The 14,104-nt window shown below is 47.3% G+C and carries 8 protein-coding genes; 3 read left to right on the top strand and 5 right to left on the bottom strand.

The window, feature by feature from the left end; all coding sequences use genetic code 11:
- The first annotated feature begins 73 nt into the window (after positions 1 to 73).
- Together AC27N8_RS17360 and AC27N8_RS17355 are read left to right on the top strand one after the other, a co-directional pair.
- A complete protein-coding gene (locus AC27N8_RS17360) occupies positions 74 to 1,837 on the top strand; it encodes a serine/threonine protein kinase (protein WP_487068653.1) in 1,764 nt (587 codons plus the stop codon).
- 251 nt (positions 1,838 to 2,088) lie between these two features.
- Positions 2,089 to 3,759 carry a serine/threonine protein kinase gene (locus tag AC27N8_RS17355; protein ID WP_487068652.1) on the top strand — a complete coding sequence of 557 codons (1,671 nt, stop codon included), beginning with the start codon at positions 2,089 to 2,091 and terminating at the stop codon, positions 3,757 to 3,759.
- A gap of 217 nt (positions 3,760 to 3,976) precedes the next feature.
- Here the strand turns inward: AC27N8_RS17355 and ligA are convergent, their stop codons facing one another.
- The 5 genes from ligA to AC27N8_RS17330 all read right to left on the bottom strand — a co-directional run bounded on the left by ligA (position 3,977) and on the right by AC27N8_RS17330 (position 12,135).
- Entirely contained in the window at positions 3,977 to 6,064 is a 2,088-nt protein-coding gene (gene ligA, locus AC27N8_RS17350) for an NAD-dependent DNA ligase LigA (protein WP_487068651.1), read from the bottom strand.
- 53 nt (positions 6,065 to 6,117) lie between these two features.
- Entirely contained in the window at positions 6,118 to 6,405 is a 288-nt protein-coding gene (locus AC27N8_RS17345) for a putative quinol monooxygenase (RefSeq protein WP_487068650.1), read from the bottom strand.
- A 287-nt stretch (positions 6,406 to 6,692) separates the two neighbouring features.
- Positions 6,693 to 7,775, bottom strand: coding sequence for a phospholipase D-like domain-containing protein (locus AC27N8_RS17340; protein ID WP_487068649.1), 1,083 nt, complete (start codon positions 7,773 to 7,775; stop codon positions 6,693 to 6,695).
- A gap of 196 nt (positions 7,776 to 7,971) precedes the next feature.
- A complete protein-coding gene (locus AC27N8_RS17335; protein ID WP_487068648.1) occupies positions 7,972 to 10,230 on the bottom strand; it encodes a sodium-translocating pyrophosphatase in 2,259 nt (752 codons plus the stop codon).
- A 252-nt stretch (positions 10,231 to 10,482) separates the two neighbouring features.
- Positions 10,483 to 12,135, bottom strand: a complete 1,653-nt coding sequence (locus tag AC27N8_RS17330; protein ID WP_487068647.1) for a putative manganese-dependent inorganic diphosphatase — start codon at positions 12,133 to 12,135, stop codon at positions 10,483 to 10,485.
- A 402-nt stretch (positions 12,136 to 12,537) separates the two neighbouring features.
- On the opposite strand from AC27N8_RS17330, the gene AC27N8_RS17325 reads away from it, so the two are divergent.
- Positions 12,538 to 14,103: a WD40 domain-containing protein gene (locus AC27N8_RS17325; RefSeq protein ID WP_487068646.1), complete on the top strand. Its 1,566-nt coding sequence runs from the start codon at positions 12,538 to 12,540 to the stop codon at positions 14,101 to 14,103.
- Position 14,104 lies beyond the last annotated feature (1 nt).

The raw sequence follows: 14,104 nt of genomic DNA, 5'->3' as shown, positions 1-14,104 counted from the left end.
TATGCTTGAATATGGCTAACCCATTGGTGCCCTTATCCTGGATCGGAAAGATTATGGAAGTGGACGATTCTTCATGGAAAGTAATGATCCTCTTATTGGGAGACAGCTAGGTACATGTGTACTGGACCGCGTAATTGGCGCTGGTGGCATGGGGAAGGTCTACCTCGCGCACCAAACGCGCCCGATTCGTGATGTGGCGGTCAAGGTGCTCCACTCGGGGGCTGGATTATATACCGATGCACACCAGGAGTTCCTGGAGCGTTTTCGCCGCGAGGCAAATGTGATTGCTCGGCTTGATCACATCAATATTCTTCATATCTATGGCTATGATGAGCAAGATGGATTAGCTTATCTCTTGATGCCCCATTTGACCGGCGGAAGTTTGCGAGAATTGCTTGAGAAACGTGGAAAACTTCCACCACTGGAAGCGTTCAAGTATCTCGAGCAGGCGGGAGCAGCTTTGCAATATGCACATGAGCATCAGGTTGTGCATCGTGACATCAAGCCGAGTAATATGCTTTTTCATGCGGATGGACGCCTGGTTCTGGTTGATTTTGGTATCGCTCGTATCGCACGAGATAGTAGTGTGGGTGAGTTATCAGATCCATCTCTTACGGCGGTAGGACAATTTTTGGGCTCTGCTGAATATATGGCTCCCGAGATGGCACAAGGGCGTAAGGTTGATCACAGAGTTGATCTCTATGAGCTTGGCATTGTGTTATATCAGATGTTAGTTGGACGTGTCCCTTTTCAAGGATCGACAGTGCTCTCGATTGCAGCCATGCATATCAATAGAGTGCCTCAATCTCTTTCTCAGCTAGATCCATCGATTCCCCCGGCACTGGATGCGGTGGTGCAGAAAGTTTTGTCCAAAAATCCTGAGGATCGTTATGCTTCGGCACGTGACTTTGTTGAAGCTGTGCGGATGGCTATTAGTTCATCGGCAACCTTTGTGCAGAATGTGAATATGTATCCCGGTGGTCAATATCTATTATCATCGCCGGATAACCGAAGTAATCCAGGCTTTCAAGTTCCGCAGGACAGATCTTATCCTCCTGGCAATGCTTATCCATCTTTTACCCTTGATAGAAACCAGGCGAACGTAGCAAATGAAAGAATTCCCTACACTACTGAGCCCACCTATGTAAGTCAACGGGATACACCGATAAATCAAGGACATACACCGTATCCAGCTGCGATGAAAACCTCTTCAGATAATATATCAACGTCATCTTTTAATCCAATTCAATTCTCTCAAGCATCCGAAGTGCCTTATGGCCGCTCTCCTCAGGTGCGTCCGAGATTAGGATGGGTAATAGCCATATGTATTGTCATTGTTTTATGTTTTATGGGTGTCTTGCTTGGTCCAACGGTTGTCAAGGGCTTCATCCCTTCAGTTGATCCTACACCCACGCCTCAAGTTGTTGCCACGATACCACCGACGGCAACACCAATGACATCAACGGCAACATCTGTACCACCAACGGTAACGCTTACTCCGTCTGAAAAGGCGAAAGCTGTAGTGCAACTCTATTACAGCGACATTAACAACGCAGATTTTGCGGCTGCTTATAGTCAACTTTCAGCGGCTTCTCAAGTGCATCAGCCGTATGCGGATTTTGTCGCGGGATATGCTCATACCAAGCATGATGATGTTACATATGAGAGCATTGTGTCACTTGGTAACGATTCCTATCAGATTAATATAACTCTCAATGCGACTGACGTTGACGATAATGGTGTACCAGTGAATAATACCTATACTGGTTATTATGTGGTTGGTTTGGATAACGGAGCATTAAAAATTTTACCTAATACCTTACTCCAGAAAGCGTAATTCTGTACTCTTTATGGAGCAAGTAAATCTCTCTTTATGTTATATTTTGTGTAGGTATTTGGAAACAATTGTCTCTCTTTTTTCGTTCATAAGAGAGAGAGCTTTTTTAGTTCCATGCATAATGAGTTGAAATGGAGCTTGAGAAGAAAGATATCATGCAAAAATTGCCTGGTAATTTATATTTATGCTTGAATAATTCTAACCCATGAGTAGATGGGGATAAGATATGTTATAGAAGTGGATAGTTGTACATGGAAAGTAACGATCCTCTTATTGGAAAACAACTGGGCACATGTGTGTTGGATAGTGTGGTTGGCGCTGGTGGTATGGGAAAGGTTTACCTCGCGCATCAAACGCGTCCGATTCGTGATGTGGCTGTCAAGGTGCTCCACTCGGGGGTTGGATTATATACCGATGCACATCAGCAATTCTTGGCCCGTTTTCGCCGTGAGGCGAATGTCGTTGCTCGGCTTGATCACATCAATATTCTTCCTATTTATGGCTATGATGAGCAAGATGGATTGGCCTATCTTGTGATGCCCTATCTTAGCGGCGGCAGCTTGCGAAGCTTGCTTGAAAAACGTGGAAAACTTTCGCTTCAGGAAGCGTTCAAGTATCTTGAGCAGGCAGGAGCTGCCTTACAATATGCGCACGAGCATCAGATTGTGCATCGCGATATCAAGCCCGGCAATATGCTCTTTCATGCGGATGGACGTCTGGTCCTGGTTGATTTTGGTATCGCTCGTATTACGCAAGAGAGTCCTATAAGTGGACTACCAGACTCAACCCTTACGGCGGTGGGACAGTTTCTGGGCTCCGCTGAATATATGGCTCCCGAAATGGTTCATGGACATAAAGTTGATTATCGAGCAGATCTTTATGAGCTCGGTATTGTGTTCTATCAAATGCTGGTTGGACGTGTCCCTTTCCAGGGGTCGACGGTGCTCTCAATTGCGGCCAAGCACGTTAATGAAACTCCTCGCTCACTTTTATCGCTAGACTCGTCTCTTCCGCAAGAGTTAGATCTTGTTGTGCAGAAGGTTCTATCTAAACAGCCTGAGGATCGTTATGGCTCAGCACGCGACTTTATCGAAGCTGTACGTACTGCGATGAGTGCATCGGTAGCGATGACACAGAACTTTGGCAAATCTTCTGATAGTCAATATCCTCCGTTATTGGACTCAGGCCCTGGTAGTACGTCAGCTTTTCAAACCTTGTTGCATGCTCCAGCGTCTCTTAATTCATCCCCTACCTCTCAAGGAGGTATGACATATCCTTCATCACCGAATACATCGGGTGGGAATATATTGCCTCTGTCACCAGGTATCACACAAGTAAATGGGCCTCAATTGACCGCTATGCAAGGCTCCCCAACGATTGATATCGCTCATGGGCGTAGCGTATCCAAACGTCGCTCAAAATCACGTGCCATCTCGAGTTGGCTGTTCGCTTTATGTGGTGTGATTATTTTGGGGATAAGTGGCGTATTGCTAGCACCCTCGATAACGCAAATTCTGTCCTCGAAAACGCCTTCAACTCCTGTTGTAGTAGCAACAGGTACACCGCGTGCAACAACTACCGCCGCTCAAAATGTGAATGCCGTGGTTCAACGTTTTTATGCTGCCATTAATGCAGCCGACTTTCAAGGGGCGTATGATCAACTTTCAGAGGCCTCTCAAAAGCAACAATCTTACGCCACGTTTAAGGCGGGATATGTACATACCAAGCGCGACGATGTTACTTTTGAGGGGACAGAACCGCTTAGCAATGGTAACTATCAATGTAATGTGAAGATAACAACGATTGAGCAGGATGATCAGGGAAACGTAACAACGACCCACTATGCTGGTTACTACATCATTGGTCCAGATCATGAAGACTTGAAGATTCTTCCCGCCACGTCAATGCATGTCGATAAATGATGACTCTGGTCGAAGCTTACTTACCAGCCAATGGCTACTTTCTGAAAGAAATATGGTACCATGTCTCGCTTTTAAACAGGCTAATTTACCAAATTCCCCAGGCGATGGATAGTATGCACTCGAAAGGGATAGTGGATGATGGTCATCCTCGAAACCTTCTTTTTGTAACAAACAGAGCAACGATTATGCGCATGCTCGTTGCTCTGTTCTTCTCACGTTAGGAAGGGATAGAATCAACTGCATACTCTTTGAACAAGTCAACTAGCCATGCTTCGTCGTGAATTGCGACCCCGGCTTTCTGCGCTTTGGTGAGCTTTGAACCTGGATCTTCGCCAACGATAAGATGGCTCAGCGTTTTGCTGACTCCGGTAGCAATCTTTCCGCCCAGGCGTGTGATTGATTCTTCTGCGTCTGTGCGTGTCATCGTTTGCAAGCGACCAGTGAGCAAAAATGACTGACCTACAAGCGGTCCTGTCTGCTCAATCTTTTCCTCAACTAAAGTTAATCCAGCGGCTCGCAGACGCTCGATGAGCGCTAAATTATCTTCATCTTGTAGCCAGCTATACACGCTCTGACCGATCTCAGGACCAACACCGGGGACCTTAATGATCTCTTCTGCGCTGGCTTGTTTTAAAGCATCGATATCGCCGAACGCGCCTGCGAGCAACTGAGCAGATTTCTCTCCAATATAACGAATATTAAGCCCGAACAGGACACGCCATAATGGCCTCTGCTTGCTGCTTTCAATCGCTTTGAGCATATTGTCTGCGCTCTTTTTTTTGACACCATCCAATGCGAGCAGTTGTTCTTCTGTCAATTGATAGAAATCGGAGAGGCTTTTGATGTAGCCAGCATTGACAAGCTGTTCTGACATCTTTTCGCCAATAGTGTCCATATCCATTGCGCCTTTAGAGACAAAGTGGATCACGCTCTGGAGAATGCGTTCTGGACACTCTTTATTTGGGCAGTAGGCCATTGCCTGATCTGGAACACGAATGATGGGGGTATCGCAAAATGGACAATGCTCGGGTAGGTGATAGACTTCTTCTTTGCCTGTACGTCTTTCGATCACGGGCTTCACGACTTGTGGGATGACTTCGCCGGCACGTTGTACTAATACCCAGTCGCCAATACGCAGGTCTTTACGCTGGATATCCCCTTCATTGTGCAGAGCTGCGCGTGCTACGGTGACTCCACGGATGTTGATCGGTGTCAGTACGGCCCAGGGATTGAGTGAACCGGTGCGACCGACGTTAACGCGAATGTCCTCAAGTTGTGTTGCTACCTGGATGGGAGGATATTTAAAGGCGATGGCCCAGCGTGGATCGTGTGCGACCGTACCCAGCTCCTCTTGATGAGCGAGGTCATTAATTTTGATCACGACACCATCGATCTCGTAGGGGAGATTAAAGCGTTCTTTCTCCCACTTATTACAGTAGGCCATGACTTCTTCGAGTGTCTGGGCCAGTTGGACATGAGGATTGACTGGGAAGCCCCATTCGCGGATCAGGTTGAGCGTTTCCCAGTGACTGTTGACGCGCATCCCTTCCATGTAACCGATTTGATAGCCAAAGAAGCTAAGATTACGCTTAGCCGTGGCGCGTGGATCTTTCTGGCGCAGCGAGCCTGCTGCCGCGTTGCGCGGATTTGCGAAGAGACGCGAGGCACTCATCTCCTCGTTGAGCTTTTCAAAGCTCTGGATGGGCATATAAATCTCGCCACGAACTTCAACTTTCGACGGAATATGCTCTCCTCTAAGCTTTTTGGCAATTGTATGAATTGTGCGGACATTCAACGTCCAATCCTCACCAATCAGGCCATCGCCTCGCGAAGCACCGGTCACGAGTCGACCTTGTTCATAGGTGAGAGCCATCGCCAGCCCATCGATCTTGAGCTCACAGACGTAGGAAAATGTCGCATTTGGCAGAATATTCTGGGCACGTCGATGCCAATCCAGCAGCTCCTGTTCGCTACGCGCATTAGCAAGACTCAACATAGGTACGGGATGTCGATGTTGGGGAACATCCTGTGCGGGTCTGGCACCGACGCGTTGCGTGGGGGACTCTGGCGTTTGGAGTTCAGGATGTTCAAGCTCAATTTTCTGGAGTTCTATCATCAACTGGTCATACTCAGCATCTGTCAGTACGGGGCTATCGTTGACATGATACTGGTAATTTGCTTCTTCAATTTGATGGCGTAGATCTTCTACATGCGCTTCTAAATTTGCCTCATCCTGCCCTACCACGTTATGTGAAGAGTCTCCTGCATTGTCGAGCTCGGTTTGCCCATGAGGGACATCTGACATACTTTCTGCTCCTGTCAAAAGAATTTTGTGTACTTATCTCTGTACTATTCTTTTTAATAAACCTGATAATGGTAAACTTCAGGATTTTCTTCGAATAGTCCATTGATCTCGTTGCGCCACTGTCCGAATAACTCGCTATTGCGAAAACCATCGACATGGGCTTCGAGCGAGGTCCAGACCACTGAAAGCATGTAACGCTCGGGTTTCTCTATGCAGTGTGTGGCATTGGCAGAGATACATTCAGGATGTTGACGGATAAATTCAATCCCATGAATGATGCCCTGCCCTAAATCATCTTCTTTTCCTGCACGAGCTGTAAAAATTGCGATCTCAGTAACCATGATGAGAACTCCTTATGATAGTTGTCACTGTTGAGGGCATCTCACTTCAGCAAGGGTAGCCCAAACTGTGTTGCCTCTGAATATTCCGAGTAGTCAAAGTATGCCTGGTTGGACACTTGCACGTCTCAAATATCCTACCATGACAGGCGAAGGGATGTCTATCTTCTCTGGAAGATTGCAACAGCTTCACGCACTTCAGTGTAGTTCTTGAGAGGCGTCCTGCCTTCTCTCTCATCATCGAGAGGTAGAGTACTCGATACATGGTACCTTACGCGTACATTTTACAATTATGCAGCTTTTGAATCGCCCCAATCTTCCTGAAAGGTTTGCTGTAAGGAACTGAGAACGGCTGTATCAGAAACGACAATTCCTAACTCACGATTTTTGTCCAGGGAGTATGTGGATATATTTTCTGAGCCAATAAAAGCCTTTTTTTGATCAACCACAATGATTTTGGCGTGCATATAGAGATGGCTGTCTTCCTTAACCTGAACCTTCCCCTTTTTTATGACTGCAATGCCCTTGTCGTTTGTATCTCCCTTGGGGAGGATAACCTGAATAGTAATCCCTGCCTTTTCCTGGGCGACGAGTGCTTGTTCAACTTCTGGATCATTCATTTCTTCTGCTTCGATCAGAAGCGAGCTTTTGGCTGCTTTTATCAGGCTAATGAATGTGCTGCGAGAATTGAGGGGGCTGACAACAAGATTTGAGCTTGTTACTTTTGCCTGAGTACGATTCCAGTCCGCAGTAAAAATATCTTTGACATTGTTGACGTCTTGTGTGTTGGTATCAATAATGCCGTATTCACGGTTTTTGGTGGATTTACTTGCTCCGAGTGCAGCCAGCGTAAAATTGTTAGTCATAATATAGGCTGTTGTACCGTCGATGACCATGCCCTTCTCATGCGTCAAAGCAAAGGCGGGATTTGTTGTCTTTGTCTGTACGCCTGAAGCTTTGAGTTGATCCATGGTTTCTGTGGGAGAGACTGATCCTCCACCGTAGGGATGATCCTCTAGCATGACACGAACGTCAATATGACGGCCAGCAGTATCTTCCAGGGCAGTAATCACTTTTTTATCTGTCAGTAGATACATCTCCAACCAGACCGATTTTTTGGCGCCGCTTATCGCGTTTACAATTACGCTCTCACCCGCCTGAGGTTCGATGTATAACTTGACGTTTTGAGCACTTGTACTTGCTCCTGCACTGGTATCAGAGTTGGTGGTATCTATACTGGAATCAGTGCCGTTGCCTGTGCCAGTACTGACAGTGATTGTTTGGCAGCCTGATAAAAGTAGGCAGAGCATTCCAATGACCAAACTTATCCAGAAGCGCTGTGTAGTTTTAGCATGTATGATTACAAAATTCATCTGTCCTCCTTGTGAATTTGATGAGCCTCTATCCTTCTAATAATACGTATCCTGAGACTGTTAAAGATATCTCTGCTATTTATATAGATCTAGCATTGTATAAAACGGGAAAAGATCAAAAAAATAGCCTTCCTGACTTTGAAAAAGATCAAGAAGACTATGATGCGTTCGATGACCTGGATGCTGCTACAGGGTGCTAGGGATGTAATGCAATAAATAGCGGCGCCAGTACCAGCGTAATGGTGCTGAGAAGCTTAATCAGTACATGTAGCGATGGTCCAGCCGTATCCTTAAACGGATCGCCTAGAGTATCGCCAACCACACTGGCTTTGTGTGCTTCACTATTTTTTCCCTGCACGATGCCGTTTGGATCGTTACGATCAACAACATCTCCCTGGGCATTGATGCGTAAATTGCCCGCTTCAATGTATTTCTTGGCATTATCCCATGCGCCACCGCCGTTATTGAGTACGAGGGCCAGGACAATACCTCCCATTGTGCCTACCATGAGAAAACCTGCATCTGCTTGTGGTCCCAGGATGCATCCAACTAACACTGGTGTGAAGATGGCGACGATGCCTGGAAGGATCATGGCTCGTAGAGCACCCCGAGTACTGATATCAACACAACGAGCATAATCCGGGTCCACGCGATCCTCAATGTTTTCAGCCATAATCTTCGGATTTTCGCGGAACTGCCGACGTACCTCCTCAATCATCCGTTTCGCGGCATCGCCGACTGCACGGATAGCAAGAGAGCTGAAGAAAAAGATCAATGCTAGTCCAATGAGTGCGGCGATAAAGACGAGGATGTTGGCAAGATCAACTCGATAGACATCTGCATTTTTCTTGTACGAGTAGAGAACGTCCAGATACGCGCTAAAGAGCAAAAAGGCTGCCAGGGCGGCTGAGCCGATGCCATAACCTTTAGTAAGAGCCTTGGTGGTATTGCCCACGCCGTCAAGCGCGTCAGTAATATCGCGCACAGACTCTGCTCCACCTCCCATTTCGATAATACCGCCGGCATTATCGGTGATCGGGCCGAATGTATCCATTGCCAGAACATAAGCACAGCTCATCAGCATCCCGGTCGTAGCCACGGCTGTACCAAAGATACCTCCGACGTTGATTACTCCCGGGTTAATCGCCGTGCTGATGGGAATATGGACCTGGCTGCCGAAGAAAAACGAGAGGCCAAGTGCCAGGGCAATGGCTAAGACTGGTAGCGCTGTACACTCAAAGGCCACAGACATACCCGTAATGATCGTAGTGGCTGGACCAGTCAGGGATGCGTTGGCAATCTCGCGTACGGGACGCCAGGTGCCGGCTGTGTAGTATTGCGTGATGTGGACAAATGCGATACTCAACAATATCCCAATGGTACCGGCCAGACCAAACCAGACCCAGGCTGGTATGCCATATGAGCTTGGGTAGCTAGAGCCAATCAATAAAGCACAGGCGATAAAGATCCCGATGACCGAGAGAGCACAGGTAATGTAGTAACCATATGTCAGTTGCTGCATTGCCAGTGCGCCAGGATCGCGTCCGTTCGCCTTGTCGGGCTCTACAACGACCGAAGGGCGAATGTAGAGGAGGCCGATGGCTGAGGCGATCAGACCAAAAGCGAGGCCGATCAGCGGGAAGAGTATCCAACCTTGATTTTTTGTAGCCAGATAGAGTGAGACTCCTAGAATCATCGCGCCAATATTCTCGGCGGCTGTCGACTCAAAGAGATCGGCACCACGGCCTGCGCAGTCACCAACGTTGTCGCCGACCAGGTCTGCGATGACGGCTGGATTACGCGGATCATCTTCTGGAATACCAGCTTCGATTTTTCCAACGAGATCGGCACCTACGTCGGCTGCTTTGGTAAAGATACCACCACCAAGCTGAGCAAAGAGTGCCACAAAGCTGGCACCAAAACCAAAACCAACGATGAGCGATGGTACTTTGTCTATGCTATTGCCGATGTTGTAGGTGAGGAAAATAAGCGAGACCCCGAGGAGTGAGAGTGCGACGACGAGAAAACCTGAGACGGCACCTCCACGTAGTGAAACCATCAGTGCTTCGCCCAGGCTGCGTGTCGCAGCACTGGCAGTGCGGACGTTAGATCTGACTGCTACATACATACCGATGTAGCCAGAAACCCCTGAGCAGAGCGCTCCAATCAGGAAGGCGATGGCGGTATGCCAGGCTAGATCAAATTTGGTGGCGCTATCTCCACTGCTAAGGAAGTAGAGGACTGTTGCAACTACTAGTGCAGCCACCAGAGAAAGCAGCGAAATTGTTCGGTACTGCCGATTTAAGAAGGCCATGGCTCCTTTAAAAATAGCGTCTGCCACCTTTTGCATGGCCGGAGTACCAGTGTCTTTTCGTAATACATAGCTAGCCAGATAGCCAGCGAACAATACGGCGAGAGCTCCTATTACGATTGGAACCCAGATATAGTTGCTCACGATAAAAACGTCCTCTCTATTTGGTAAGAAGTGTGCAGCATATCAACAGTGATAGCGTATGGACATCGTGATCGAACCGGGGTAGAGGTAATCTATTGTATTATACCTACAAAACCTGAGCATATTGAAAAATACGGGGTCTTGGCGAGATTTTTACAATTAACTACTTCTACCTAACGAGGAGCATCCAAGTCGTATCTTAGTGTAACATAGTGAATGTTACATGACAAGGGTATGTGAATCATAAACGAATTACCGTACATTCGTCGTTTCTGCGAGTATGGATTCAATGCGTGTCAGCTGTGGTACTACTTGCTTCTTTCTGGATACAAGCCCCTCGACAATGATCGAATGACCATCCTCTTCTAAGGGACGATTAAAGGCTTCTGATACCGCTTGCTCGCCGCCGGCGATTAAGAGATGACAACGCAAGTTAATGATGTCAACGATCATAAACAAGAAGGAGAGATAGTTGCGCTCCTGTGCCATGTGCTGCATCATCTCATGGAGATCATCCATTCGAGCTTCGATGGTCGATGGACTGGCGGTCTCCACGGTACCTACCGCAAACCTGTGCTCATGCACTGAGAATTCCTTGAAATCAGAGGTGATCAAGGCCTCATCTGGTTTGTCTGCCAGGTCTTGTGCGGCCGCTGCGAAAATTTCCTGCCCATAGAGGTCGATTTCTTCACCAGTAATGGCCGCCAACTCAGCCGCCACGCGCTCATCGCGAGCAGTACATGTCGGTGAGCGTAAAATTAATGTGTCATAGAGCAAGCCCGCTAGTAGCAAGCCCGCTACATCTTTGGGAATGGGAATGTTGGCTTCATGATAGAGGCCAGTAATGATGGTCCCTGTACAACCAACAGGTTCGGCGCGGAACAGAATTGGCTTGCTTGTATGCACATCAGCGATACGATGATGGTCGATGATGCCTAACAATTCAGCCTCATCGATGCCATCGACCGCTTGCGATTGTTCATTATGGTCAACAAGATAGACACGTTTGGGATGAGCTTTGATCAGATCGGTACGTGAGATGTATCCCATCAACTTGCCATTGTGATCAACGACAGGCATAGAGCGCAGGCGGGCCAATGTTGGTTGCACATCGCTCATATGGTCATCTGGATGGCAAAAAGAAAATTCGCGGTTCATGATTTCTTGTGTATTAATGCTGAGATTGATTAAGCGGATGGCTGTAAAAGTATGATGAGCCGTACTGAGTACCATCACACCATGCTGTCGCGCAAATGCTTGTGTGCGTTCGGAGACGAGCAGATCTCCTGTAATCACAAGCACAGCAGCTCCATTCTCAATGGCGAGCATCTGAGCATCTTCGCGATCTCCAATAATTACCAGGCAACCAGGTTCAATGTAATCGACCATGGTCTCTGCTTCCATTGCGGCAACCAGAACGCGATTGCCAAGTGGACGACGACCTTCAACCAGGACTCTTCCTTTGAGTACCCGAGCGAGGTTATCTCGTTGGAGAGGGATACGGTTTAACGAAAGAGGGTCTAAATCATGAAAGTACAACTTGGCAAGATCATCATGGGCGATCATCCCTTTTACATAGTTGTCTTTATCGATGACAGGCATAGAACCACGATTATGTTCTTGAAGCAATTGACCCGCCTCAAACACAGGCTGGTCAACATACGCAGACAAAACGCCACGGCGCATCACATCGCGTACTTGTAGATAGACATCCTCCAGAGCTTCAGGAGGCTCAACGTGATAACGATCGAGAACGAAACGTATTTCAGGTTTCAAATCCCCGTGTCGTGCTGGAACAGCCTGGTCTTCACCCTGTGCCCGTAATAGATATGCATACGCATAGGCAGAAGCAACAGAATCCATATCCGAATTTTTGTGTCCCAGTACATAAATTGGTCTTGTCATACGGTAGATCTCCGGCTCACGGTCGAGTTGCACTTCGTCATGATGGTTGGGATATTATAGATGACCTTACAGTTAGCCTACGTCTATTTGAATAGCTTCGTCAAGCTTCCCTCTTAAAAAACTTTGAAAATTTCTGCAATAAACCAGCGTATTGCTCTTGACCTTATTAAGGAAGGTATCAATAACCTTCCTAAAGCAACTCAGACATCATCGAAATTATTTATTTCTATCATACCACAGAATGAATTTATTATTATGGCCTTATCTATACTACGTAGCAATGAAAGGGCTTCTCTCTCAAGGCAGCTGTTCATAAAGCATATTTGGTAAATATGAGCAGCTAAAAACGTGGAGACTAAGGAGATCGCATGGCAGACTGTAGTTAATGAAAGGAGTACTGAGATGCAGGAATATGAAATACTAATAGAAGAGAATGCTTATGGCGCTATACGCCCCGTAAAAGTACCTATGGACGTACCTATATCGATGCTTATACCCGATATTGTAGAGGCATTAAATTTACCTCAAACTGATCTTTTTGGCAATGCTCTTATGTATGCGCTTTATCATGCAAGTAGTGGCCGTAAGCTACCAGTTGATCAGACACTTGAAGCTGCTGGCATTCTTCCTGGTATGCGTTTAAAGCTAGATTCTTTACAGCCTGACAGAGTAACAATACCTGCGATGTCGCGACCAGTGAATGCACCTGTTTCTCCTCAACCGCCGATGAATTATGATCTTTATGTATCTGAAACTCTTTCCGATGGGGCCTTATTTTCAACATATGCCTCTGGTCAAGCGGCGCCAGAACTCGAACCACAGGTGCGGAGTAGTGGGTCACGTTCCTCCAAGGCACGGTCTCGTCGATCGCGACGAGCCTTTTTAGTTTCCTGTGGTGTTGTTCTGGGAGTGAGCAGTGCCGGTGTTGCCTATGCTGCGTCACGGGGTATTCTGAAGCCAAATCTTTTACAGACGCTCTTGCCACATCAAGTGGTCGAAAAACCAAAGCCTCAACCTACGAAAGCAACTCAGGCAAACAAAGTAACTACTCCAGCTCAGACTACAGTAAAAGCCGCTATGACTTTCGGCAAACATCAAAATACGGTGCGGACGCTTGTCTGGTCACCGCTGGGGAATATCCTGGCAAGTGGTGGGGATGATTCCCATGTCTTTATCTGGGATAATCAAGGGAAAGTGCAACAGGATCTTCAGCATCCAGCCGCTGTACATGCTCTGGCTTTATCTCCTGACCAGACAGTAGTTGCGACTGGTTCAAATAATCAGGTGGCTTTTTGGAGCACGTTGACGGGGAAGCGTATCTCTCTTTCTACCCATCAACATACGCAACAGGTTACTGGTCTGGCATGGACTACTCAGAATGCGCAGCAGATTGTTTCGGTCGCAGAGGATAAACTTGCTGTCATCTGGGACCCACATAACTACAAACCTCTCTTGACCTATCAAAAACATATGGTGGCGCTGATGGCTGTGACATGGAGTCCAGATGGAAAAACTGTGGCAAGTGCATCACAGGGCGGGGTTATCCATGTCTGGCGTGCCGCTAATGGTCAGGATCTGCATGGATTTTATCAGGATGCGGCCACCCCGATGCGTGCTATCGCATTTGAGCCAGTGGGTACAAATTTGGCTGTGGGGGGAGACGATGGCATTATACGCTTATGGAATGGTCTGGTCTGTACCAAGGATGGCCAGCAATGCATGGATACTCCACAGCGTATCACTATCGCCAAATCTCCAGTGAGAGCTTTGTCCTGGTCACCTGATGGTAAATTTCTGGCGGTCGGAATGAGTAATGGATTATTTCAACTCTTGCAAACGGCACAAAATATGAAGCAGGTCTTTTCAAAAAATCTAGGCAATATTGTCCATAGCATTGCCTGGTCACCTGATAATAAACAGGTGGCAACAGCGGTGGGTAAGCAGGTAATGCTATGGGATGTCGCATGAG

The sequence above is a fragment of the Dictyobacter sp. Z7_2 genome (assembly GCF_057551105.1).
This window is presented reverse-complemented; position numbering and strand designations above follow the sequence as displayed.

Coding starts and splice junctions, on each gene's coding strand:
- AC27N8_RS17330 (WP_487068647.1), bottom strand. CDS start 12,135: ATGACAAGACCAATTTATGTACTGGGACACAAAAATTCGGATATGGAT.
- AC27N8_RS17325 (WP_487068646.1), top strand. CDS start 12,538: ATGCAGGAATATGAAATACTAATAGAAGAGAATGCTTATGGCGCTATA.
- AC27N8_RS17345 (WP_487068650.1), bottom strand. CDS start 6,405: ATGGTTACTGAGATCGCAATTTTTACAGCTCGTGCAGGAAAAGAAGAT.
- AC27N8_RS17355 (WP_487068652.1), top strand. CDS start 2,089: ATGGAAAGTAACGATCCTCTTATTGGAAAACAACTGGGCACATGTGTG.
- AC27N8_RS17340 (WP_487068649.1), bottom strand. CDS start 7,775: ATGAATTTTGTAATCATACATGCTAAAACTACACAGCGCTTCTGGATA.
- AC27N8_RS17360 (WP_487068653.1), top strand. CDS start 74: ATGGAAAGTAATGATCCTCTTATTGGGAGACAGCTAGGTACATGTGTA.
- ligA (WP_487068651.1), bottom strand. CDS start 6,064: ATGTCAGATGTCCCTCATGGGCAAACCGAGCTCGACAATGCAGGAGAC.